Source organism: Prochlorococcus sp. G4PB17, from assembly GCF_059772445.1.
Genome location: NZ_CM186288.1, coordinates 1,926,973 through 1,948,865, shown reverse-complemented (window position 1 = coordinate 1,948,865; position 21,893 = coordinate 1,926,973). Strand labels below are relative to the sequence as shown.

Annotated in this window: 26 protein-coding genes; 9 read left to right on the top strand and 17 right to left on the bottom strand. The window is 37.8% G+C overall.

Going from position 1 to position 21,893, the window contains the following annotated elements:
- The first annotated feature begins 268 nt into the window (after window positions 1-268).
- Both AC6EJB_RS11065 and AC6EJB_RS11060 read left to right on the top strand, forming a co-directional pair.
- Window positions 269-955 (top strand): TIGR04282 family arsenosugar biosynthesis glycosyltransferase, encoded by a 687-nt coding sequence (locus AC6EJB_RS11065; RefSeq protein WP_498491565.1) that lies wholly within the window; start codon window positions 269-271, stop codon window positions 953-955.
- Window positions 904-1,608 carry a TIGR04283 family arsenosugar biosynthesis glycosyltransferase gene (locus AC6EJB_RS11060; RefSeq protein WP_498491563.1) on the top strand — a complete coding sequence of 235 codons (705 nt, stop codon included), beginning with the start codon at window positions 904-906 and terminating at the stop codon, window positions 1,606-1,608. The genes AC6EJB_RS11065 and AC6EJB_RS11060 overlap by 52 nt, the downstream gene beginning before the upstream one ends.
- Window positions 1,609-1,627: 19 nt before the next feature.
- Here AC6EJB_RS11060 and AC6EJB_RS11055 read toward each other — a convergent pair whose 3' ends face one another.
- Genes AC6EJB_RS11055 through hisG form a run of 3 tightly spaced genes read right to left on the bottom strand, consistent with a single transcriptional unit; the run spans window position 1,628 to window position 4,629 of the window.
- Window positions 1,628-2,170, bottom strand: coding sequence for a GNAT family N-acetyltransferase (locus AC6EJB_RS11055; RefSeq protein ID WP_498491562.1), 543 nt, complete (start codon window positions 2,168-2,170; stop codon window positions 1,628-1,630).
- 13 nt (window positions 2,171-2,183) lie between these two features.
- Entirely contained in the window at window positions 2,184-3,980 is a 1,797-nt protein-coding gene (locus tag AC6EJB_RS11050) for an ABC transporter ATP-binding protein (RefSeq protein ID WP_498491561.1), read from the bottom strand.
- Complete coding sequence (gene hisG, locus AC6EJB_RS11045) at window positions 3,967-4,629, bottom strand: ATP phosphoribosyltransferase (protein WP_498493048.1); 663 nt, start codon at window positions 4,627-4,629, stop codon at window positions 3,967-3,969. The genes AC6EJB_RS11050 and hisG overlap by 14 nt, the downstream gene beginning before the upstream one ends.
- Before the next feature lie 50 nt (window positions 4,630-4,679).
- Between hisG and gloB the strand changes: the two genes are divergently transcribed.
- The 3 genes from gloB to AC6EJB_RS11030 all read left to right on the top strand — a co-directional run bounded on the left by gloB (window position 4,680) and on the right by AC6EJB_RS11030 (window position 6,205).
- Window positions 4,680-5,435, top strand: coding sequence for a hydroxyacylglutathione hydrolase (gene gloB / locus AC6EJB_RS11040; RefSeq protein ID WP_498491560.1), 756 nt, complete (start codon window positions 4,680-4,682; stop codon window positions 5,433-5,435).
- Window positions 5,436-5,480: 45 nt separating this feature from the next.
- Window positions 5,481-5,888, top strand: a complete 408-nt coding sequence (locus AC6EJB_RS11035; RefSeq protein ID WP_498491559.1) for a Rid family detoxifying hydrolase — start codon at window positions 5,481-5,483, stop codon at window positions 5,886-5,888.
- An 86-nt stretch (window positions 5,889-5,974) separates the two neighbouring features.
- The gene (locus AC6EJB_RS11030) at window positions 5,975-6,205 is read left to right on the top strand and encodes a DUF3136 domain-containing protein (protein WP_269604993.1); all 231 of its coding nucleotides are present in this window, start codon (window positions 5,975-5,977) and stop codon (window positions 6,203-6,205) included.
- On the opposite strand, the gene AC6EJB_RS11025 is transcribed toward AC6EJB_RS11030, so the two are convergent.
- From AC6EJB_RS11025 to csoS1 (AC6EJB_RS10985), 9 genes are all read right to left on the bottom strand, one after another.
- Window positions 6,202-6,465, bottom strand: a complete 264-nt coding sequence (locus AC6EJB_RS11025; RefSeq protein ID WP_498491557.1) for a 4a-hydroxytetrahydrobiopterin dehydratase — start codon at window positions 6,463-6,465, stop codon at window positions 6,202-6,204. The two genes, AC6EJB_RS11030 and AC6EJB_RS11025, sit on opposite strands and share 4 nt — an antisense overlap.
- Before the next feature lie 75 nt (window positions 6,466-6,540).
- Window positions 6,541-7,089 carry an alpha-carboxysome major shell protein CsoS1 gene (gene csoS1 / locus AC6EJB_RS11020; RefSeq protein ID WP_498491555.1) on the bottom strand — a complete coding sequence of 183 codons (549 nt, stop codon included), beginning with the start codon at window positions 7,087-7,089 and terminating at the stop codon, window positions 6,541-6,543.
- A gap of 45 nt (window positions 7,090-7,134) precedes the next feature.
- Entirely contained in the window at window positions 7,135-7,386 is a 252-nt protein-coding gene (locus AC6EJB_RS11015; protein WP_038651780.1) for a carboxysome peptide B, read from the bottom strand.
- The gene (csoS4, locus tag AC6EJB_RS11010; RefSeq protein WP_011294514.1) at window positions 7,386-7,661 is read right to left on the bottom strand and encodes an alpha-carboxysome shell vertex protein CsoS4; all 276 of its coding nucleotides are present in this window, start codon (window positions 7,659-7,661) and stop codon (window positions 7,386-7,388) included. The genes AC6EJB_RS11015 and csoS4 overlap by 1 nt, the downstream gene beginning before the upstream one ends.
- Entirely contained in the window at window positions 7,662-9,227 is a 1,566-nt protein-coding gene (locus AC6EJB_RS11005) for a carboxysome shell carbonic anhydrase (RefSeq protein ID WP_498491554.1), read from the bottom strand.
- 7 nt (window positions 9,228-9,234) lie between these two features.
- Window positions 9,235-11,622 carry an alpha-carboxysome scaffolding protein CsoS2 gene (gene csoS2, locus AC6EJB_RS11000; protein ID WP_498491553.1) on the bottom strand — a complete coding sequence of 796 codons (2,388 nt, stop codon included), beginning with the start codon at window positions 11,620-11,622 and terminating at the stop codon, window positions 9,235-9,237.
- A 98-nt stretch (window positions 11,623-11,720) separates the two neighbouring features.
- Complete coding sequence (locus AC6EJB_RS10995) at window positions 11,721-12,062, bottom strand: ribulose bisphosphate carboxylase small subunit (RefSeq protein WP_036906978.1); 342 nt, start codon at window positions 12,060-12,062, stop codon at window positions 11,721-11,723.
- 98 nt (window positions 12,063-12,160) lie between these two features.
- Window positions 12,161-13,573, bottom strand: a complete 1,413-nt coding sequence (locus AC6EJB_RS10990; protein ID WP_158466229.1) for a form I ribulose bisphosphate carboxylase large subunit — start codon at window positions 13,571-13,573, stop codon at window positions 12,161-12,163.
- A gap of 74 nt (window positions 13,574-13,647) precedes the next feature.
- A complete protein-coding gene (gene csoS1 / locus AC6EJB_RS10985) occupies window positions 13,648-13,959 on the bottom strand; it encodes an alpha-carboxysome major shell protein CsoS1 (RefSeq protein WP_011130577.1) in 312 nt (103 codons plus the stop codon).
- On the opposite strand from csoS1 (AC6EJB_RS10985), the gene AC6EJB_RS10980 reads away from it, so the two are divergent.
- Both AC6EJB_RS10980 and AC6EJB_RS10975 read left to right on the top strand, forming a co-directional pair.
- Complete coding sequence (locus tag AC6EJB_RS10980) at window positions 13,958-14,155, top strand: hypothetical protein (protein ID WP_498491552.1); 198 nt, start codon at window positions 13,958-13,960, stop codon at window positions 14,153-14,155. The genes csoS1 (AC6EJB_RS10985) and AC6EJB_RS10980 overlap by 2 nt on opposite strands.
- Before the next feature lie 161 nt (window positions 14,156-14,316).
- Window positions 14,317-14,907, top strand: a complete 591-nt coding sequence (locus AC6EJB_RS10975; RefSeq protein ID WP_498491550.1) for a non-canonical purine NTP pyrophosphatase — start codon at window positions 14,317-14,319, stop codon at window positions 14,905-14,907.
- On the opposite strand, the gene AC6EJB_RS10970 is transcribed toward AC6EJB_RS10975, so the two are convergent.
- Window positions 14,904-15,680 carry a BMC domain-containing protein gene (locus tag AC6EJB_RS10970; RefSeq protein ID WP_498491549.1) on the bottom strand — a complete coding sequence of 259 codons (777 nt, stop codon included), beginning with the start codon at window positions 15,678-15,680 and terminating at the stop codon, window positions 14,904-14,906. The two genes, AC6EJB_RS10975 and AC6EJB_RS10970, sit on opposite strands and share 4 nt — an antisense overlap.
- A gap of 103 nt (window positions 15,681-15,783) precedes the next feature.
- Here AC6EJB_RS10970 and AC6EJB_RS10965 point away from each other — a divergent pair, with 103 nt between their 5' ends.
- Window positions 15,784-16,149, top strand: coding sequence for a DUF8679 domain-containing protein (locus tag AC6EJB_RS10965; RefSeq protein WP_498491548.1), 366 nt, complete (start codon window positions 15,784-15,786; stop codon window positions 16,147-16,149).
- 10 nt (window positions 16,150-16,159) lie between these two features.
- Here the strand turns inward: AC6EJB_RS10965 and AC6EJB_RS10960 are convergent, their stop codons facing one another.
- Together AC6EJB_RS10960 and AC6EJB_RS10955 are read right to left on the bottom strand one after the other, a co-directional pair.
- A complete protein-coding gene (locus tag AC6EJB_RS10960; RefSeq protein ID WP_498491547.1) occupies window positions 16,160-17,737 on the bottom strand; it encodes a ferredoxin:protochlorophyllide reductase (ATP-dependent) subunit B in 1,578 nt (525 codons plus the stop codon).
- Between the two features lie 4 nt (window positions 17,738-17,741).
- Window positions 17,742-18,998, bottom strand: coding sequence for a ferredoxin:protochlorophyllide reductase (ATP-dependent) subunit N (locus tag AC6EJB_RS10955; protein WP_498491545.1), 1,257 nt, complete (start codon window positions 18,996-18,998; stop codon window positions 17,742-17,744).
- 354 nt (window positions 18,999-19,352) lie between these two features.
- Here AC6EJB_RS10955 and bchL point away from each other — a divergent pair, with 354 nt between their 5' ends.
- Window positions 19,353-20,243, top strand: a complete 891-nt coding sequence (gene bchL, locus AC6EJB_RS10950; protein WP_498491543.1) for a ferredoxin:protochlorophyllide reductase (ATP-dependent) iron-sulfur ATP-binding protein — start codon at window positions 19,353-19,355, stop codon at window positions 20,241-20,243.
- A gap of 16 nt (window positions 20,244-20,259) precedes the next feature.
- On the opposite strand, the gene AC6EJB_RS10945 is transcribed toward bchL, so the two are convergent.
- Both AC6EJB_RS10945 and AC6EJB_RS10940 read right to left on the bottom strand, forming a co-directional pair.
- Window positions 20,260-21,273: a protochlorophyllide reductase gene (locus tag AC6EJB_RS10945; protein ID WP_498491541.1), complete on the bottom strand. Its 1,014-nt coding sequence runs from the start codon at window positions 21,271-21,273 to the stop codon at window positions 20,260-20,262.
- A 68-nt stretch (window positions 21,274-21,341) separates the two neighbouring features.
- Window positions 21,342-21,746, bottom strand: coding sequence for a hypothetical protein (locus tag AC6EJB_RS10940; protein WP_498491540.1), 405 nt, complete (start codon window positions 21,744-21,746; stop codon window positions 21,342-21,344).
- Window positions 21,747-21,893 lie beyond the last annotated feature (147 nt).

Here is a 21,893-nt window from a genome sequence, read left to right as displayed (position 1 = left end):
TACCTAATGGAATATGAATCTAGGCAAAAAACTCATATCGGTCATTAATAAATATGGGAATCCAGTTGTAAAAATTGAATCGTCATCGCCAAGAAACTAATTATCGCTTTGGATTAGGAAAATCGCAGCCTATATAGATTAATTTTTACAAAACAAAAATTAATCAGATGCAACGATTAGTAACTTAAACTTCAAATAAGAAAAGAACTCTGAACTTAATAACGATATATCTGATGAAAAATAAAATTTTTCAAACAAAAGAATTCAAATGAAACCAAAACCAACCATAGTTGTAATGACAAGATGGCACGCCATCTATAGATGTAAAAGTCGTTTATCAGAGCAAATAGGTGCACCTCAAGCAACCAAAATCCAAAAAAGACTCACCAATCACACAATTAAGGTTACAAAGAGAATTCAAAAAGAGGGCCTCGCAGATATAAAGGTTGCCATAGATGGAATAGGTATCAAAGCAGCAAAAAGATGGGCAATGACAAACAAAATCAAAAATGTCGTGACTCAAGGACCTGGCAATCTTGGTACCAAAATGAAAAGACAGTTTTTAAAGACTCAAGCCCTCCCCTCCAATTCTCACAAAATTCCTAGCTCAATTCTAATAATTGGAACTGATTTGCCATCAATCTCATATGCAGACTTAACTCAAGCAATAAAAATAGTAAGTAACAAAGAAATGATTATTGGTCCTTCCACTGATGGAGGCTACTGGCTTATTGGATTATCAAAGAAACTTTTAAGCCCTCTTTGTATATGGCCATTTTCAGGAATAAAATGGGGAACCGATCAAGTGCTTCAAAAAACAATTCAATTAGCATCCCTTAATGGAATAAATTATGAACTACTTCAAACCAAAAATGATGTGGATAGTATTATTGATCTATCGCAATGGCTAGATTACAAAAGTTTCCAACTCTCAGCATCATCATACCAACTTTGAATGAGGCAAATAATCTCCCCTTGCTTTTATCTGACTTAAATATATGGCCGTATGATTTTGATTTAACCGTAGTTGATGGAGGGAGTACAGATTTAACTATTTCTATAGCAAAAATACAAGGATCAAATGTTATAAAAAGCGCTAAAAAGAATAGAGGTTATCAATTAAATATTGGGGCATCAAATGCTAAAGGAGATTGGATTTTATTTCTTCATGCTGATAGCAGATTAGAGCCAACTTGGGCCAAAAGCTTAAATGAGATCATAAAGAAAAAAACATCAGAGGCATCCGCTTGGTATTTTGATTTTAAGCTAAAAAATAGTAATTTAGGATTCAGATTATTAGAAATTGCAGTAGCCTTTAGAAGTTTATTTTTTCAAAGACCTTATGGTGACCAAGGTCTCTTAATTCATAAAGAACTTTATTACAATTCAGGAGGATTCTCTTCATTAAAAATAATGGAAGATCTTGACTTGATCACGAGGATAACTAAAACGAACAAAGTAAAGCGGATTGGAGAGAAAATATATACAGATGATATAAAATGGAGAAAGTCAAATATAATTAAACGTGCTATTAAAAATGCAAAGTTAAGAAGAAGTTGGAGGCGAGGTCATGATATAAATCTTTTATTCAAAGAATACTATTCATAATTTAAGAATACTAAATTAATTAATTTGAATACCAAAAAGCACACTTATTCCCTTTTGGCTCTAAAATCCAACCTTGTCTCTTATAGAAAGTAATCACATCAGCATCAGCAAATAAAGTTACTCTTTTAATGCCTTTGCTTTTTAAACTCATCATCAAATATGACATTAGTTTTTTACCTAATCCATAGCCTTGATATATAGGGTTAATAGCTACATCCCATATTGTTGCGTCAATTATTCCATCACCAGTGCATCTAGCAAATCCTACTAATCTCGGAAATTTAGGATCATGCTGCCACAATCCAACCTTAAGTAAGCTGTTCTCCAGTGCTCTTTTAACCCTTCTAAGTGGTCTTCGTCCCCACCCAACGGCCTGAAGCAGTTGCTCAAGTTCAATTAAATCTAAAGACTTTGTCTGACTAAAAACGAATAGGGAGGAGTTGCTTTTACTAAAATATTGGAGAGATTGTTCCCCGTATATATTTTTTAAAGTTTCATCAGAAAGTTTATTTTGTTTCCTCCATCCTGGCGTACCTATTTTTTTTGAACCTAAGTTAATCATGAATTAATCGTAATTAGATAGTTGTAAGTCCTTGTTCTTGTAAATCAGCAAGCTGAGAATAAAGTCCCCCCAAACCTCTTAATTCTTTATGAGTCCCTTGCTCAATTAATCTTCCTTTTCTCATCACAAGTATACGATCGGACGATTCTACTGTTGCCAATCTATGTGCTATGACAAGCGCTGTCCTTTTCTCTAATAATCTATCTAGATCTCTTTGCAAAGTTGCCTCAGTTGATGGATCCATAAAAGCAGTTGCTTCATCCATAATTAATACTTTTGGATCTCTTATTGCAACCCTAGCGATAGATAAAAGCTGTCTCTCTCCCGAAGAGAGATTACCTCCTCTTTCTCTTATATATGTTTCCAATCCATTTGGCAATTTACTCAATAAATTATCAAGACCTAATTCACTACAGATTTCTTTCAAGCGTTGATTATCTACTGAAGAGTCTAAACGAATATTATCTGCGACATTTCCACTAAAAAGGAAAGTATCTTGAAGTACAACACCAAGCTGCCGTCTTAATAGTTCGAGAGGTATATTTTTTATATTTTGGCCATCAAGATATATATTTCCAACTTGAGGTTCATAAAGTCTGCATAACAATCTTATTAGCGTAGTCTTTCCTGATCCCGTTGGACCTACAAGAGCAACATGTTCTCCTGACTTAATTTTAAAACTTAAGTTATTTATGATAGGTTCATCCTCTCTATAAAAGAAACTTACATCTTCAAATACAACTTCCCCTAACAAATTTTTACTTATATTTGTTAACGTTTTGTTATCCTCCCTCTTTGGAATTTGATCATAAATTTCAATTTTCCTATCAAGCAATTCACTTATTCTTTCCACTGCAGTTAAACCACCCTGTATTTGTGTAAATCTTTCTGCCAATTGTCTTAAAGGTTCAAATAATCTTTGAGAATACAAAATAAATGTTGTAAGAGTTCCTAGCCCCATTGCTCCTGCTGTTACCATATATCCACCTAAAGAAATAACCAACGCAACTGCAGCCAAGGATATCCATTCAATAAAAGCAGAGATACTACTATCATAAAAAATAGTTCCGTTTACGGCATTTTTATAGATATTTCCTGTTCTGAAAAATTTTTGGCCATTTAAAGTTTGTCTTCTGAACATTTGAACAACTTCTAAACCTTGAAGATTTTCCTGAAAATTTGCATTTAATTGAGATAATTCTTCTCTCACTTTATAATTTTGTTTACGATAACGTTTTTGCAACCAGAGGATAAACAAAGTAACAGGTATCTGTATAATTAAAAGCAGTAATCCTAATCTCCATTCAATCAAAATCATTGTTATTGATATAACTATTAGGCTTACAAAATCAGCCAAAACACCTACAGCTCCGCTGCCAAAAACTTCAGATAAAGCATCCACATCACTAGTCAATCTTGTTAACAATTTACCAACAGGCATTTTGTCGTGAAACCGCAATGATAAGGACATGGAATGAGAAAATAAATCATTCCTAATTCTTGCTGTTAGCCTCTGACCTACAGATTGAATATTGTATGACTGAAAGCCTTGTAATCCCAGCCTTAAAAGAACAGTAAAAAATAATGTTCCTATTATCAATTTAATTGATAATTCATTCGATAAATCATCAAAAAAGGATATTGTATTCTCTTCTCTTAAAATAGAAATAGCCTGTCCTACTAGTAAAGGTTGAATAGAGCCAGCCAATGCAACGGGTAATAATATTAAAAGTATAAGAATTAAACGTTTCTTCTCTTTCTTTAAATATCTTCCAAGTTTCTTAACTCTTCGAAAATCATTTTTTGCCATCAGAAAAGTTTTTGGTCAAAGATTGGTTTTGAATTGAATCAATAATTTCTTGAAGAGGTCCTCCATCTAACCTTAAAGATAATGGATGACCAACAAGCCTGGCGCTTGATTTGAAAAGTTCTTCAATTTCTACAAGACCATTATCTCTAAGAGTACGACCAGTTGCGACTAAATCTACAATTGCTTCCGCCATGCCAGTAATAGGACCAAGTTCAACCGATCCACTCAAATGAACCAATTGGACTGGTAAATCAATTTGATCAAAAAAATTCTTTGCACAGTTTGTGAATTTGCTTGCCACACGACAGTTGGGAGGCAAATCTGAAGCACTCAAGTAACCACTGTTCGATTTAACTGCAACTGACATGTGACACTTTCCAAAGCCAAGGTCTACCAAATTGGAAACCTGCAATTTCTGCTCTTGTAATACATCAAAACCCACTATTCCTAGTTGCGCCTGCCCATAAGATACGTAAACAGGGACATCACTATTCCTAACCAAAAGGGCTTTAGCGCGTCCACAAACTGACGGGACCATCAATTGCCGATTGCCATCTTCTAATACAGCAGTGAAATCAAGTCCAACGTCCAAAAACATTGAGACTGATTCTTGCAATAAGGCCCCTTTAGCTAATGCAACAGTAAACATGTCAAAGACTATTGAAGTGGACTCTAACCACTTCATTACTTAAACAAACAATGATAGAGAAAGAAAGCGAATTCACTGTTTACCCAATCACTGTCTTATTGGACAATATCGTATGGGTATGGGTCCACAATTGCAATGCAGTGGTCGTAGATCCTTCCATCTCAGATCCAGTAGAAAAATGGCTTTTAGAAAAAAAACTATCATTAAAAGCTATTTTTCTAACACATCATCACGATGACCATATTGGCGGGACTCAAAAGTTAATCAAAAGATGGCCGGATGCAAAAGTAATTGCTTCAAAAAAAGAACTTACAAGAATACCTTTCCAAACACATTCGGTTGATGATAATGATATTTTTTATTTAATGGATAGTGAGATTAAAGTCATTGAAGTGAATGGTCATACTAATAACCATATAGCTTTTTATGTATCAAAAAAAATTGCGAAATATAATATATTGTTCCCTGGAGATACTATTTTTGGAGGAGGGTGTGGTCGCCTTCTAGAAGGGACTCCATCTCAGATGTTTGAAAGTTTATATAAACTTAACTCCCTACCAGAAAACACTAAAATATACTCAGCTCATGAATATACAGAAAACAACTTAAAATGGGCGCTAACTTTAGAGTCTAAAAATATTTCTATTCTCGAAAGGTTAAAGCTTGTACAAAATAAGCGTAAGAAGGGAATGTGTAGTCTCCCATCAACAATTTCGGAAGAAAGAAAAACAAATTTATTTTTAAGAGCACAGAATGTCGAAAAATTTGCAAAGCTAAGAAGACACAAAGATAGTTGGAAATGTTAAATTCTAGTTTGAGTATTAAATCTCTTAACTCAAGCATAATCATTCATGAAAAGTTCAGCTATAGAAAAAATCGAAACAAAATTTGCGCCTAAACCAGTTGGCCCCTATAACCAAGCTGTTTTAGTAGAAAACTGGTTGTATTGCTCAGGACAAATTGCTTTAGACCCTTTAACTGGAGAAATGATCGGGAATGGAAATATAGAAGAAGAAACTAGACAAGTTTTAAAAAATTTAATGGCCGTAGTGGGAGCTGCTGGTGGGGAGAGTTCAAATGTAATAAGAACAACCATTTATCTAACTGATTTAAATGACTTTGCAAAAGTAAATGCGATTTATGCAGAAACCTTTAGCGAGAAAGCTAGTCCAGCACGAGCATGCGTTGAAGTATCAAATCTTCCAAAGGGAGGAAAAATTGAAATAGATTGCATAGCTTGGCTAGGGAACCAGAACTAAAAACAACTTTGTGACTAAAAAGAACCTTGCCACTTTGCTAAGTGGCCCCATTATTGTCTAAATTAATAACTGATTCGCAATAGACAATGTCCACTGCCAAGTTGACTATTGGCGAACTAGAGGCAGGATACCCTCTCTACTGCAAAGCTCTTAGAAGGCTATTGCAACAGGGACGTACTTCTGATCAAATTCAAAGAACTGTTTGCTGGAGTCACTTAGAGACTCTGAATCGCTGCTTGCCAGGAAGATATAAAACTCCTTCCTATTTAATGGCATTAATCAAAAGAGATCTAGAACAACCAAAAGAGGAAGATTAATTTTCTTGCTGTTTATTTAAAAAATCTATTTTACATGCGAAATCATGATCATCTTTTGATATTTCCTCTTTTTCATTATTGTCTATGGGCCAAATAGTTATATTTGCATAAGTCTTCCCAAAACTTATATCGGGAAAGCGATTGACCCTCTCGCAATAGTCACCTAGTGCATCAAGAAAATCTCTATTTTTTTCATAAGATTTAAATTCGAACCTTTTTTCTAGGCACTCTGGTCTTTTTTTTTGCCTCCACCCTTCCATGTGAAAAACTTATCTTTTATAAAAACTACTACATCGTGAATTGATTGGAGAAATAATTTATAAATTAAAAATCACTCAGCTTCTCCTTTTGGCACCACTAGCTTTCAAAACAGGCTCGACTTCAATATGTGGACGGGCAATAATATGAGCTGCAACTAAACCATCCCCAACACGCTCACAGGCATCCGCACCTGCTCTAACAGAAGCATTTACAGCACCAGTCTCACCACGAACCATAACTGTTACATATCCTCCACCCACTAGCTCCTTAACGATCAATTTAACTTCTGCAGCCTTAGTCATTGCGTCGGCTGCTTCAATTGCGGGAACCAGACCACGAGTCTCTATCATTCCTAGTGCAATACCAGAGTTTGAATTACTTTTAAAACCTTTATTTTTTCCGATTGGCCTTTTAGTTGACCCAGCACCTCCAGAGCCATTAGATAGATTTTTATTACTTGAAATGCTTTTAGTAGTAGAAGCTTTTTCAGTTGAGGAAGACTTTATCTTCGAAGAAGTTTCTGATTGAATGGTTAAATTCAAAGGGGTAATGTCAACAACCTGATCTTTAGGTTTAATAATTTTATTTCTATTTTTTGGTCGACGATTTGAAGAGTTAGTCATAGATAAGGAATTTATAAAATTAAGCTTTATTGAATAGTGCTGAAATTAATCATCGGGTGACCAATGATCAATAATCCCACCAATAGTTAAATCAGTTTGAACATTGGGGTCTGGGCATCCCCATCTCGCTGCAGTTCCTGTTGCTGTAAAAACCCAATTACCTTCTCTCGCACCGACGGGATCAACAGCCACAAGTCTTTTACCTTTGTTATTACACAATATTCGTAAATGCATATGTCCTAATCCTTCCACTCGCTGTGTACAAACCAAGCGTCCCATAACTTGCATGATCTCCATTATTTTGCTCCTCCTGAAATCTGTTGTTGTGTCTCTGGATCCCAATGATCAATTATCCCAACAATAGTTAAATCACTTGGATAAGACTTACTTCCAGCAGCTTCGCGAGCTGCAGAACTTCCTACACAGATAACCCAATCATCTGGTTTACATCCAACAGCATCAACAGCAACTTTTTTTGAGCTACCGTCTAATACAACTTGTAAATGCTTATGTTCAAAGCCTGGAATACGATTGGTTGAGACAAGTGGTTTAAGAACTTTACAAATGAGCATTTAGTGAGCCTCCTGAGTGACTGGATCGAGGGAAGAACCTACAACTTCTGCAGGAGCCTTTTTATCTCGATCTCGAATAGTAAGAAATGTGTGAAGTGAACCATCATCTATTAAATCTCGATAACGAGACTTAATAGCTTCATTAATTCTCTGACAATCAGATAATGCTCTATTTCTTGCATGAGGAACACTACCTGAATAATCAAAGCGAATGACAATAGGGATTGGTAAGCTCCTAGAGATATTCAGACCTGTAAAAATTTTCACTCCTACGTCGAGATCAGGAGCTCCTTGTTCAACAGTCTCCAGATGAGCAAAATAAGTAAGATTCCTTAAATGAACTTCTTTAAAACCAATACCTACACCAATAAACCTTTCAGCATGACCTGCGTCTTGGTAACTTCCGGAATGAAAATTCTTCACATAGTCAATTTGAGAAATATTATTTGAAATAAGCTTTGTGATAAATGTAACCATATTCGGATCTGTTTCTCCAGGACAAACACTTTTGACATTTTCTTGAATTTTTTGAAGAGCCTCCTCGGCATTTAGAAATTGAGTCTCTTTGTATATTTCATTTGCACAAACCCATGATTTTAAATCAACTTCATTGATTTTAGAAGGAGTATGAACTCTTATCGCGTCAGTATCTGTGTCAATACCAATTAAAAGCAAATCAACAGAGGCACCACAACAAAAACTATTTTCGACTGCTTCCCTAAAATCTAATAATCGCTGTAAGCCTTCTGATGCTGCTAACTCATCATTACTTCCATGAGCAGCACATCCTTGGTGCATAGGGTCAACAGAACTAAAATGATAGATTACTGATTTTAAATATCTTGTTGGCTCAGTTGCAGAATTTGGAGTTGACTCTCTATATCTACTATGTTCAGTTTTAATCCAACGATTAACTGTTTTTTCAATATCAAATAGTGCACCTGCATGAGAACGCCTCCTAACTGAACTAAAAGGTATACGTAATGCATAAGAAATAGCATGAGCTAATCGACCATCGGCACAAGGAGTTATATCTAAAAGATGAAAGCCACATTGATAAAGAAAAGACTGAAAAGAATTGGCATATTCACTATTTTCAGATCCCTCTATAGGATCTGAATTAAAAAATTCATTACTCGTCAATTGGTGTGATTGAAAAACACACCATGCAAACAAGGCACTTATGTCAACACTTCCAACCCAAGCCTTTTCAAGTATATGCTGTGGCAATTCATAACCTAATTCTGCGTGACATAGAGATTGAGCTCTTTCTACAAAATTTAAATCATTTTGAAGACTAGAAACTCTTTTTAAAAGAGGGACAATATTATCAAATCTACCTTTAACCTTATTTTCGTATTGATTTAACTTCTGATTTTCTTGAGAATTGGTTAATGGATGATCAGTGGATAAAGAGCTAATGGCTTTTATTTCATCGGAGAAAGACTTAATGGTTTTAATAACTCCAGATCCAGAATTCAAATTCTGTGTCTCTAGGTCGTCAAATCTCTTCATAGGAGCTGTAGGCCCACTACGAGATTTCTTGGCCAAATTACGATAGGCCATTGACTATTTAACCTCTTGCTCCACCAGAGAAAGTAACCAGTTGGCCATCCCTTGTATTACCACTAGATCCAGTGATTAGGAAGTCTGGTTCGGGAACCTCTTGGTTTCTCTTTAATTCAGCTGCATTCATTGCACTCATTGGTCCTGGGCGGGTGGGATTTCTACGCTTAGCAGATGCCCCTTCTGTTCCAGTTACATGCTCTCCTCTAGCCCAATCATCACCAGTTATGTTCAAACCTGCGGATTGTCCTTCTCCTGTTATGTGTGAAGTTGGGCGTTGCTTAGCTTCTTCATTAACTATTTCATCAACTTTATTTCTCTTAGAATTTGAAGGTTTTCTATCAAATCGAAATTGTTCTGTTCCTGTCACTTTATTTGCAGCCATATCAAATGGACCAGTGATTCTTGAGCTGTCTTCGTAGCTCGTACCTGTGACACCTGAATTAATTTCATTTTGAATATGAGCCTGTCTAGCTGGAGATTTCACGCTGAAGCTTGTCCATGCGGCCGCTTTTTCAGGTTTTTCTTGGTGCGCATAACCTTCAGAAAAACTTGAAACGCCACAATTATCTCTTAATTGATCTCCTCCTACATAAGGAGTTCCAGTTAAAGTCTCACAAGCACCCTTATGAGCACCTGTCATCTTTCCACCTATGCCAGGTTGCTGACCAGTCAATCTTGCAGCAGGAGTACCAAGTTTCCTAGGGGTTCTAGCCTCTATCTCAGATGATGCAGGAGTATCACACCATTGATTTGATTGATCTAATCCTGCATAAGGTGTACCTGTTACGGCTTTACAAGTTCCAGGTTCATCTCCTGTTACGAGTGGTGATCTACCTGTCATAGTTCCACTAACGGACTGAGTTTTATTAGTAATGCTCAATCCAACTTTTGCTGGATCAGGAGCGGGCTTGCTTCCACAAAAAGCATCAAATTGTCCAGCACCCACATACTCATCTCCTGTCACGTTTTTACAACTACCAGCCTCATTACCAGTAACATTTTCTCTTCTAGAGACATCAGTACCAGTTACACCATTCCCGCGAATTGTTGTTAGTGAGCCAACCTTTTCTGCTGGTCTACCTGAAGGGAGTGGATCAGCACCTAAATACTGGTCACCAGTTAGATCTTTATTTGATCCTGCCTCATTGCCTGTAACTAAAGCGGATCTACCAGTCATAGTCCCACTTACTTTCTTACCCTCTACAGTTTGGCTATACCCAATTTTTGAAGGGGAAGGATTCACACCTCCACAGTAGGCATTTGATTGATTAGCTGAAATATATTCAGTACCAGTTAGGTTCTTACAAGTACCAGGCTCATCTCCAGTCACTTTCTCTGATCTACCCACCTCGTTACCAGTAACTAAATTTCCATGAGTAGTACTCGTAACGCCTACTTTTGCTGGCTGACTTATAGAAGTATTTGAACCATTACAGAAAGAATCAATAACTTCTGAACCCAAGTATTGAGTACCTGTTATTGAGCGACATGTACTTGCTTCATTTCCTGTGGTTTTTAGAGATCTATTTGCCTGAGTTCCGGTAACGAGTTGACCAGTAGAGGTCTCACTCATTCCCACTTTCCAATGAGCATCAGGTGCACTAGCATTTTGCTTGGCACCATTTTTATTTGGACCACAAGGACGTGTTACTGATGTACGAGTTTTCCCAGTAGCTCCTGTCTTGCTTTTTAGCTCTCTAACACGTTGAGCTATTTCTTTAGTAGTCAAATCTGGATTACCTTGCCGAGCTACTGAAGCAGCTGTAGTTGGCTGCTTCCCCGCAGATTTACCGTGTTTTGATAATGCTTCTCTTCGCGCCAACACAAAAGCTCTACTTGAATTCGTAATTGCTTTTCTTTTAACAGTTGAGCGGTGATCAGTCTTTCTTTTATTTAATGTCAAACTAATTTCAGGCTTTGAAATTGTATTACTAGTCTCCTCTAAAGCTTTTTGCTCACATTCTGGACAACAATGTTCAGCCTTTTTTGCGTAATTAGAAGGAGCGTTTTGAACCTTTTTTCTCTCAACATCAACTCGAGTTATGTCTTTTGTATGATCAGCAGATTTGCCTTTTCGAGATAAAGCCTCTCGTCTAGCAATAACAAGTTGGCGACTAGAATGAGCTACTGAACTTTTATATGATCTTGCACCTGTTGAACTTCCAGAAGCGCCTGATTGATAGCTACTAGCACTTAACTGAGAAGAAGAATTATTTGAATTAGCCAAAGTTTTTTGAGGCTTAACAAAAGCCGTATCAGTTCTCGTAGCCCTCGCATCGCTTGAGGAACGAACTCTGTTAGGTGTAGAACCTTTAATAGAGGCATTCTTACCGCCTTGACTCAAGGCTTGTCGGCGATCAAGAACTAATTGTCTACTTGTTTGTTTTGCCATATCAATCCAATGGAGAGATCGTAAAAAATAATTTTTAATTCTCTAAGGAATTATTAGCCCCGAAAGCTTTTCAGGGCTAAATTTATCAAAGCCTAAATCTAACGGCCTTGGAAAACTACAAAGCAAGTACCTTGACTTTGAGTGTATGCGTCATATCCAACGATACGAACGTGGTGGTCAGGATATGCTCTATGACAAGCTTCTAACTCACTTACTACAAGATTCAAATCCTTTTCACCGAAGAAAGGTAATTTCCAATAAGACCAATAGGTCTGCATTGAACCACTTGGATGAACATGCTCAATAACTGGGCTCCAACCCTGAGCAATGATATAAGCGATTTGATCGTAAATTTCGTCCTGGGTCATCGGCGGTAAGAAGCCGAATGTTTCCAGGGTGGCGACTGTCTGATAGTCACCTACTGTGCTCTGGAAAGGCATGGTGAACTTAGGTTAGTGAATGAATGAAAGTCGACTTAGTTATCGACTAGTGAATTTAAGAAAATTAGAGGTAACTTTTAAATCACCTCTATATCTTTTTACTGAACGTCGAGTTTATCGACTGTATCGAATTCGAACTTAATCTCCTTCCATGTCTCAAGAGCAATTGCAAGCTCAGGGCTATGCTTTGCAGCTTCAAGAAGGATATCACGACTTTCTTTTTCGATTTCTCTACCTGCATTACGTGCTTTAACACATGCTTCTAGAGCTACACGGTTCGCAGCCGCTCCAGCAGCTGATCCCCATGGATGACCATGAGTACCACCACCAAACTGGAGACATGAATCATCTCCAAAGATTGCGAGCAATGCTGGCATATGCCAAACATGGATACCACCAGATGCCACAGCAAATACACCAGGCATAGAACCCCAATCTTGATCGAAGAAGTTACCGCGAGTACGGTCTTCAGGAACAAAGGATTCACGAAGGTTATCGATATAGCCAAGAGTTGTTTGACGATCTCCTTCGAGTTTTCCAACAACTGTTCCTGTATGAAGTTGGTCTCCGCCTGATAGGCGTAAACACTTCGCAAGAACTCTGAAGTGAATACCATGCTGAGGATGACGGTCAATAACCGCATGCATAGCACGGTGAATATGAAGAAGCATGCCATTCTTACGGCACCAGTTAGCAAGACCTGTATTAGCTGTAAAACCACCAGTTATGTAGTCATGCATAATGATGGGCATATCGAGTTCTTTAGCAAACTCAGCACGCTCATACATCTCCTCAGGAGTAGTCGCTGTACAGTTAAGGTAATGACCTTTAACTTCACCAGTTTCCTGTTGTGCCAGCTTTACTGCTTCAGCCACGAATTCAAAACGCTCTCTCCAACGCTGGAATGGTTGAGAATTAATATTCTCATCATCTTTAGTTAAATCAAGACCGCCTCTTAGACATTCGTATACAACTCGACCGTAGTTTTTACCTGAGAGACCAAGCTTAGGCTTAATAGTACAACCTAGTAATGGACGACCGTACTTATTAAGACGATCACGTTCTACTACAATTCCACTTGGTGGTCCGCCACAAGTTTTAATAAATGCCATCGGGAAGCGAATATCTTCAAGTCGAAGATGGCGCAGAGCTTTAAAACCAAAGACGTTTCCAACAAGAGATGTTAAAACGTTAGTTATAGATCCTTCTTCAAAAAGATCTAATGGATAAGCAATAAATGCATAGAAGGCGTCCTTGTCTCCAGGGACATCTTCAATGCGGTAACAGCGGCCTTTGTAGAATTCAAGATCTACTAATAATTCGGACCAAACTGTTGACCATGTACCTGTAGATGATTCAGCTGCAACGGCTGCAGCAACCTCTTCCTTAGGTACACCTTCCTGACCTGTGCATTTAAAACATGCAAGTAGATCAGTGTCTAGGGGGACGTAGTCAGGAGTGAAGTAAGTATCTCTATACTCCTTAACTCCAGCATCATACTTTTTAGCCATTGATAGCTCCTGATAATTCAGTTAGAAGGGTTGAAAATTTGATAAGCCCTCTCCTCTTAGGACTTAATCAAAAATCAGTCCTTCTGACCTAAGAAATTACCGTTACCCAAAGCTGGCTCAACTTCACGATGAGGACGCGCAATGATGTGAGCTGCAACGAGTCCGTCACCTACACGCTCACAAGCGTCTGCGCCTGCACGCACTGCTGCGTTTACAGCACCAGTTTCTCCGCGAACTAAAACTGTTACGTAACCACCACCAACAAACTCACGACCAATCAAGCGCACTTCTGCAGCCTTGGTCATCGCGTCAGCAGCTTCAATAGCTGGTACTAATCCGCGTGTCTCGATCATGCCGAGAGCAATACCCATTGTTTCGCTAGCCATGTCCTATTTCAGTAAAGGGATGGAATGTTCAGGAGGGACAATGGCCCGTCAAAGAGCAATTAGTCAAGGGGATTTTCTAATAGATCTGATTACAGTTCCTAGTCCTATTCATAAGCTGAGCTTATCACCCTTGCTACGACAGTTGAGTAACGCTGTTCGATCAATAGTCAGGACATACTCATATTGCATTGCGTAAACAAGTCCATGTAGTTATTTTTACCCACGAGACAGTTTCCTGGCTATGTCGGGATTGGAATGTTCACCCAAGAACTGTCTCAAAATCATCTAAAAAATTCAACTACTATTGTTTTTGACTTATTACTGTAAGACTATATAAAACTTGTTAATCTATTCGATTTGAAAAAGCCACTAATAACCATAGCTAGTGGTAATCCCAAGAAGGTTGCTGAGATAGAGGCAATGCTTGGGCCACTCCCAATTGCAATTAAAAAACAACCCAGTTCTCTTGATGTTGAAGAAACCGGAAAAACATACCTGGAAAACGCAATATTGAAAGCAAAAGCAGCAGCAGCATTAACTAACAGTTGGACTATTGCAGATGATTCTGGACTTGAAATTGATTCTCTTGGTAATGCTCCAGGTATCTTTTCTGCTCGACTTGCAGACACAAATGAAAAAAAGATAGAAAAGATTTTATCTGCTCTTGGAGACAGTCCTTACAGAAGTGCAAAGGTCTGTAGCGTAATGGTGCTTTGCACTAACAGCGGAGAAATAATTAAAAATACAATAGGAATTTGCTGGGGTGAAATTCTAAAAAAACCTGCTTTTCCAAATGGGGAATTTGAATCATTATTTTGGGTTCGTGAAACTAATTGCACTTATGGTGAATTAAATAATACACAATTATCAAAACATGGAAGCAGAGGTAAAGCAGCTAGAGAATTAGCTCCTTACCTTTTGAAAGCCCTAGGAATTAAAAATAATTAATTTCTATTTATTTGATCAATAGATCTCATTGCGGCTGCGGCAGCCTCCTCAACATCACCCTCTTTCCCCGCCAAAGTCAATCTTCCAAAAGCACCAACTCCTTTTACGTCGACAATTGTGATATTTGATGCCTTTTCTGCCTCGTTTGCAGCCATCAAAACATATCCCGCTGGTTCAGTCTCAAGAATGAACATACTCATACCAGATTGAATCATTGAGCCACGTCTATTTTGGCGATTGATCAAAACAGCATGGTCCGGAGTGATAGCACGAATAACTTCAGTCCAAGTAACTTGAGGATTCGTTCTCCTATCAATTTTGCTGCCTATCGCATCTAATACAACATCACCTGAATGTAGAACTGTGCTTTGATCTCTATGATAAAGAGCAAGTGATCCAAATGCCCTTTCAACGATCATTTGACCTAATCGAACATTACTGGCTTTTAGTGCGATATCTGTAACCCTATGCACAGCCATTCCAGGAGAAACCTCCATCCAAAGACAAGCATCACCAGGTATGGGCAAAAATCCTGAACTTGCAGTTCCCATATAAGCCGCAAGTTGAGGCTGCAAAGAATCTAGAAATACATATGTTCTTAATTCAATTTGTTTTACATGACTTGCTTGACGAGCAACTAACGATTTTTCCGAATCAGTTGTTATTACCCTTTTTGGATCGTCAGCAAGGTATTCATTTACTTCTGCACCAGTAATTCTCTGGCTACCACTAAGTCGCCTTTCATTATTTTCAAATGTGGCGAAACTTCTCATGGGCGGGATACTACCTCAAAGATTGTCTTTTTAGCTAGCAATTTAGACTTGCGTGCTGAATTTAAGCCGATAAATTCAATATATTATTGATCTGATTGAAGTAATGCCTGTACCTCAGCCAAAGGATCCCAAAAACAATAACTCAAAGGCTGAAATGAATCCGGAGCAAGCGCTTGGTTTGGTCTCATTAAGTCTTATGCAAAAATTGTCTGACAAAGGTATTGCCGACTTGAATTGGTTAAAAGAAGACGAAAAATGTGATACATATGAGCTGCGTCAAAGACTTGAACTAACTTCTTTAGCTATAGAAACAGGAGCTCCACTAAGCACTTCAGAAATATCAAAACTTTTAGGCGTTAGGCCAGGCTCCTCAAGAGTTGAGAGAGGTGGTCTCATTGCTAAGAAGATATCAAGGAATGTTTGGAGATTAATCAAATCAAGCCAAGAAAATTCTCATTGGCGTAATTAGGGGACCAAAATCAGGCTTTATAATGAGCCTTAGCGTCGTAAAGAGTCTCTTCGTTGATTTCCCTGCATCCTGCTTGGCGAGCATAATTCTCTGTGTTTCTTCTTACCTTACCTCTTACAAAAAATGGGATTTTCGAAAGTTCTTTTTCACCTTCATGTGTCCAGATAGGATCCCCATCTTTAATTAGTGAATCCTGTAAGTTTGTTTTTTTAGTATCTTTATTTATGTTTTGATCTCCCTTCCCACCTAAATGTCCTAGATGACTTTGATGACCATCAACGAATTCAAAGTCATGCTTAAACATTCCAATTAAATGTTCCTCAAGTCCCATCATTAATGGATGAACCCAGTCATCAAAAATGACATTTGCACCCTCCCATCCCATTTGAGGACTATATCGAGCAGGTACATCCTGCACATGCATTGGGGTGCTGATTACAGCGCATGGTATACCAAGTCTTTTTGCACTATGTCGCTCCATTTGTGTACCAAGGACTAACTCTGGAGATGTTTCTTTTATCGCATCCTCTACTTCTAAGTAGTCATTAGTTATCAATGCCTCTAAACCAAGTGCTTTGGCCGCAGGACGAACTTTTCGTGCCATTTCACGACTATAAGTGCCTAGGCCCACAACTTTAAAGCCAAGTTCCTCACTAGCAATTCTTGCTGCAGCAAGGGCATGTGTTCCATCCCCAAAAACAAAGACTCTTTTCCCTGTCAAGTAATTCGAATCCACTGAATTCGAGTACCATGTTAATTTTGAATTATTCGATTCGTTTACTGATTGCGGGATTTCCATCTCTAAAACTTCGTGTAATTCTTTAAGAAAATCCTGAGTTGCCCCGACGCCAAGTGGAACTGTTTTAGTAAAAGGAATATTTAAATTTCTTTCAAGCCAAATACAAGTTGATTCCGCTATTTCTGGATAGAGGCAAACATTCACATCAGCATTTGGGATTCGCATTATATCTGAAGGTGATGCTCCTAAGGGTGCTACAACATTGACATCTATACCGTACTGACCAAGTAATTTTTGTATTTCCAAAACATCATCTCGACATCTAAAGCCAAGCAAAGTTGGGCCAAGTAGATTTACTCTCGGTCTTCTTTTTTCCTCCTGCCACGTATGTTTGGATTCATTCGATTGGTCTTTGAGTAAAGTTCTTACGATTTGATAAAAGGTCTCAGATCCACCCCAGTTTTCCTTTTTGCTATATGCAGGTAATTCGAGGCTGACAATTGGGATATCAAACCCCATACCTTTTGCTAGTGATCCAGGCTGATCTTGAATTAATTCAGCTGTACAACTTTCGCCAACCAAAAGAGTCTCTGGATTAAATCTTTCTACGGCTTCTTTTATATGACCTTTTACAAGTTCTGCTGTATCACCACCTAAATCTCTAGCTTGAAAAGTTGTATAAGTTACAGGTGGTCTGCTTCCACGGCGTTCAATCATCGTAAAAAGAAGGTCAGCGTAGGTATCCCCTTGAGGAGCATGTAAAACATAATGTAATTTTTTCATAGACGTAGCGATCCTCATCGCTCCGATATGAGGAGGTCCTTCGTATGTCCAGAGAGTTAATTCCATGAGATTAATTTGATGTAACAGTTTTAGGGTTTAAAATTTCATGTCTACGAAGTGGCCTTGAGAACAATTCTGCCAGATCAGCAGCTTGATCAATTCCATGAATTGGGCTGAAAACCATTTCAATTGACCATTTAGTTGATATCCCCTCTGCCTCAAGCGGATTTGCTAATCCCATTCCACAAACGACAAGATCTGGCGAACTTTCTCTTACTCTATCTAACTGTTTCTCTACGTGTTGACCTTCGACGATACGACAATCAGGAGGTAGCAAATCTATTTCTACTTTCATTAAATCTCTATTTAAATAAGGAGTTCCTATTTCAACAATCTCCATTCCACACTCATTACTAAGAAATCTGGCGAGAGGAATTTCTAATTGAGATTCGGGTAATAGAAAAAGTTTCTTACCAGAAAGTTTGTCAACATGAGGAGCTAAAGCTTGCTTTGCTCTTGATATCAATGGATTTAATATTGAATCAACAATTGATTTATCGATGCCAAATGAATTTGCAGCCGCCTGAATCCACAATGTACTTCCAGTGACACCTAGAGGGAAGGGAGCTTCAATTATTTCAGCACCTCTATTTTTTAGCTCTCTTGCAGTATCAGTTAAATAGGGTTGAGTAAGAAGGACTTTGGTTTCTGGACCAATAGAAGGTAATTCTGTTGACTGCCTAGGTGGAAAACTTTCAACGATATCTATTCCAAGCCGCTTAAAAATACCTATTAACCGATCCTCCACAGCATTAGCAAGAGTTCCAACTAAAAGTAATTTCTTTTGATCACTCTTAGCCATTAGTGGAATCAAAGCCTTTAAGGCTCCGTCTTCACCTTGAGTGAACGTTGTTTCTATTCCACTTCCCGAATAATTCAATACTGTTACTTGACCTTTAAGTTCGATATTCAGGTTTTCTGCAACCCTTGAAAGATCTATTTTTATTACTTCGCTTGGGCATGAGCCAACGAGAAAAAGAGTTTTTATTTCGGGACGTCTAGCTAAAAGATTTTTAACTACTCTGTTCAACTCGTCATGAGCATCAGCTAATCCAGCTAAATCTCTTTCCTCTAAAATAGCCGTACCAAAGCGAGGTTCAGCAAAGATCATTACGCCTGCTGCACTTTGTATTAGATGAGCACAGGTTCTAGAGCCAACAACAAGGAAGAAAGCATCAGGCATTCTTCTATGAAGCCAAACGATAGAAGTTAGTCCGCAAAAGACTTCTTTAGGACCAGATTCTTTAAGGAGCGTTGCACCGCTCATAGAGATTTAATACATGTATATATTCAAACTGCATCCAAAAAGGGTAAACCGTCAACAAACACTTAATCTCTTTCGCATTTAGTTACTTTTTAGTTATCTAATGTCTTACTACGGTGACTTTTACTATTGTTTAAATAGCGACCCTTATGGCATACAAAGCGTTTAAGGCCTACTTTATTAGCCACCAGACAAGCTATAGGCATGAGTAAAAATACGTATCTACAACCCCAAATACATTCAAGTTCTCATTTGAAGATATATTTTTAATGTTAAATGTATCGAATTCCCTAAACATTTCCTAAAGAGATATTTGGCTGCAAGAATATAAACAAAGACTTTCGAAAGAAAAGATTAATGACTTCGACAATAACTCGCAAGGAGGATGGTGAAGGTAGCGTTCAGGTAAAACAAGATCCAAAAGCACAAATCCAAGAAGGAGCTCTTGTCATAGCGGTATATGGCAAAGGTGGTATTGGCAAATCAACTACTTCTTCGAATTTATCAGCTGCATTTTCAAAACTGGGTAAGAAAGTGCTTCAAATTGGTTGTGATCCAAAGCATGACAGCACTTTTACCCTGACGCACAAGATGGTGCCTACCGTCATAGATATTCTTGAAGAAGTAGATTTTCATAGTGAAGAACTAAGACCTGAAGACTTTATGTTTAAAGGTTTCAATGGAGTCATGTGCGTTGAAAGTGGTGGGCCTCCAGCGGGGACAGGCTGTGGTGGCTATGTCACCGGTCAAACTGTCAAACTATTAAAAGAGCATCATCTTTTAGAAGATACTGATGTAGTTATATTTGATGTTCTTGGTGACGTTGTATGCGGTGGTTTTGCCGCTCCACTACAACATGCAAACTATTGTTTAATTGTTACTGCAAATGATTTTGATTCTATTTTTGCAATGAATCGCATCGTTGCAGCAATTAATGCTAAAGCAAAAAATTATAAAGTTCGTCTAGGAGGTGTAATAGCAAACCGCTCTGCTGAATTAGATCAAATAGAGAAATTCAATGACAAGACAGGTCTTAAAACCATGGCTCATTTCCGTAACGTAGATGCCATACGCAGATCAAGGCTTAAAAAGTGCACAATTTTCGAGATGGATTCAGAAGAAGAAGGTGTATTGGAAGTACAAAATGAATATCTTTCGTTAGCTCAAAAAATGATAGATAATGTTGAACCATTAGAGGCTGAACCTTTAAAAGACCGTGAAATATTTGATCTACTTGGATTTGACTAAAAAACTAGTTGAAGGTTTATTTCAGACCCACTAATTCCATTGATAAATCCCATACTTTCCTAGAGGTTACTGGATCAGTAACGCGATCGGACAACTCTTGTGAGAACTGTTGTCTATCTTTGCGTTGTCTATTGCCCCAGCTCCAATGAACGCCAGAAATAGCAAAATTAGGATCTGAAACTACTTGGGCCACCCTGTCACCAGCCAGTGCTTCACTTACAAAACCTCCAGTTATTAATTTCTGAAACCATGGGAACAACCATTGAAAAAGTTTCGGTGTATTTCTAAATAATCTAGTATTAGCAACACATCCAGGGTATAGCGAACTAAAAAGAATTGGGGAAGAGTTAAATCGCCTATGCAATTCTTGGGTAGTAATCATATTGCACAACTTACTATCTTTATAGGCTTTCCCAGGCTTGAAACGTTTACCACTAGCCATAGATATGGGATCGCAAAAACCTGCTTCAAAACCAGATAGATTTCCTAGATCAGCAGGGGCTGGTATGGGGATTTTTCCGCCTAGTTCTTTATTGTTTGCGGTTACAGTTCCTAAGATAACTACTCTGGATGATTCCACCCCCCAAGATCTCCCTTTCCAAACTGGTCTTGATGATTTACTCAGAGTTTCCAAAAGCAACTGAATTAATAAAAAATGACCAAAATGATTTGTAGCCATTGATATTTCATAGCCCTGTGGAGATCTCAAAGGATGTTTTAAACGTGGCAGATAAACAGCCGCATTACAAACTAAAGCATCCAATGGCTCATCTAAATCTTCAAGAAGACTTTTAGCACCATTGCGAACGCTATCCAAGTCGCCGAGGTCAATTTGTATATGTTTAAGTTGTCTTGGTCTATTAGTAGGCAAACCAACTGCAGAGGCGGAAGCTTCAGCTCTTAAAGGAGATCTATTTGCCGTAATAACTCTCCATCCTCTCTCCACTAATGATTTTGTTGCATACAGTCCAACCCCTGATGTTGTCCCAGTAATTAAGACAGTTCCTGGAGCCGCTTGTACTAGAGCCATCTTTTTTAGTAAAACTATTTTTAATCAATTTTCTAAGACAAATCTAAACGTAAATGAACCAAAGTTAATCATCGCCAGATAACTCTGACACTATTTGGAGCAATCCATTGATCTTGCTCCTTAAAAAAACTTTGCTCACCACCATTAGTAAACATTTTGTCAAAACGCAGTCTTAGCCTATGAAGTTTTTTCGATTCTTTTTCTAATAGATATGACAACTCAAGATTTCTATTCACTCGCTGATGTGATGCAAGACCTAGGTTTACAAGACTCGTTGAAAATACAACCAATAATCCAAGCTTAAAGATCAAAGCCACATAGCCATAGAAATACTCTCTAGAAACCTCTTCTTTTTGAAATTGAGAAACCCTTGTAAAAGCATCGATTTTTTTATTAACAGAAGAAGTACCTCTACTAATTTTTTTTGAACGCTTCCTTCTTAATGGCTCTTCAATTCGTTGAGGTTGTCCCAAAACTGAACAAATACATTTATATTATTTTCATAGTAACTTAATTAATAAGAGAATCAATTCTATGACTTCTTACTATTTATTAATTCAAAAAGGTAATAAATTAGCAAGAAAAATCTAATATTTTTAAGATATAAAATAAATATTTTG

Bases quoted from the DNA above. Each gene is read 5' to 3' on its own strand.
- bchL (WP_498491543.1), top strand. From the start codon at position 19,353: ATGACTTCGACAATAACTCGCAAGGAGGATGGTGAAGGTAGCGTTCAG.
- AC6EJB_RS11025 (WP_498491557.1), bottom strand. From the start codon at position 6,465: ATGGAAGGGTGGAGGCAAAAAAAAAGACCAGAGTGCCTAGAAAAAAGG.
- AC6EJB_RS11030 (WP_269604993.1), top strand. From the start codon at position 5,975: ATGTCCACTGCCAAGTTGACTATTGGCGAACTAGAGGCAGGATACCCT.
- hisG (WP_498493048.1), bottom strand. From the start codon at position 4,629: ATGTTTACTGTTGCATTAGCTAAAGGGGCCTTATTGCAAGAATCAGTC.
- AC6EJB_RS10955 (WP_498491545.1), bottom strand. From the start codon at position 18,998: ATGAGCGGTGCAACGCTCCTTAAAGAATCTGGTCCTAAAGAAGTCTTT.
- AC6EJB_RS10980 (WP_498491552.1), top strand. From the start codon at position 13,958: ATGTCCTATTTCAGTAAAGGGATGGAATGTTCAGGAGGGACAATGGCC.
- csoS2 (WP_498491553.1), bottom strand. From the start codon at position 11,622: ATGGCAAAACAAACAAGTAGACAATTAGTTCTTGATCGCCGACAAGCC.
- AC6EJB_RS11015 (WP_038651780.1), bottom strand. From the start codon at position 7,386: ATGGAGATCATGCAAGTTATGGGACGCTTGGTTTGTACACAGCGAGTG.
- csoS1 (WP_498491555.1), bottom strand. From the start codon at position 7,089: ATGACTAACTCTTCAAATCGTCGACCAAAAAATAGAAATAAAATTATT.
- AC6EJB_RS10965 (WP_498491548.1), top strand. From the start codon at position 15,784: ATGCCTGTACCTCAGCCAAAGGATCCCAAAAACAATAACTCAAAGGCT.
- AC6EJB_RS11065 (WP_498491565.1), top strand. From the start codon at position 269: ATGAAACCAAAACCAACCATAGTTGTAATGACAAGATGGCACGCCATC.
- csoS1 (WP_011130577.1), bottom strand. From the start codon at position 13,959: ATGGCTAGCGAAACAATGGGTATTGCTCTCGGCATGATCGAGACACGC.
- AC6EJB_RS10945 (WP_498491541.1), bottom strand. From the start codon at position 21,273: ATGGCTCTAGTACAAGCGGCTCCAGGAACTGTCTTAATTACTGGGACA.
- AC6EJB_RS10970 (WP_498491549.1), bottom strand. From the start codon at position 15,680: ATGAGAAGTTTCGCCACATTTGAAAATAATGAAAGGCGACTTAGTGGT.
- AC6EJB_RS10960 (WP_498491547.1), bottom strand. From the start codon at position 17,737: ATGGAATTAACTCTCTGGACATACGAAGGACCTCCTCATATCGGAGCG.
- AC6EJB_RS11005 (WP_498491554.1), bottom strand. From the start codon at position 9,227: ATGGCCTATCGTAATTTGGCCAAGAAATCTCGTAGTGGGCCTACAGCT.
- AC6EJB_RS11055 (WP_498491562.1), bottom strand. From the start codon at position 2,170: ATGATTAACTTAGGTTCAAAAAAAATAGGTACGCCAGGATGGAGGAAA.
- AC6EJB_RS10995 (WP_036906978.1), bottom strand. From the start codon at position 12,062: ATGCCTTTCCAGAGCACAGTAGGTGACTATCAGACAGTCGCCACCCTG.
- csoS4 (WP_011294514.1), bottom strand. From the start codon at position 7,661: ATGCTCATTTGTAAAGTTCTTAAACCACTTGTCTCAACCAATCGTATT.
- gloB (WP_498491560.1), top strand. From the start codon at position 4,680: ATGATAGAGAAAGAAAGCGAATTCACTGTTTACCCAATCACTGTCTTA.
- AC6EJB_RS11060 (WP_498491563.1), top strand. From the start codon at position 904: ATGGCTAGATTACAAAAGTTTCCAACTCTCAGCATCATCATACCAACT.
- AC6EJB_RS10990 (WP_158466229.1), bottom strand. From the start codon at position 13,573: ATGGCTAAAAAGTATGATGCTGGAGTTAAGGAGTATAGAGATACTTAC.
- AC6EJB_RS11050 (WP_498491561.1), bottom strand. From the start codon at position 3,980: ATGGCAAAAAATGATTTTCGAAGAGTTAAGAAACTTGGAAGATATTTA.
- AC6EJB_RS11035 (WP_498491559.1), top strand. From the start codon at position 5,481: ATGAAAAGTTCAGCTATAGAAAAAATCGAAACAAAATTTGCGCCTAAA.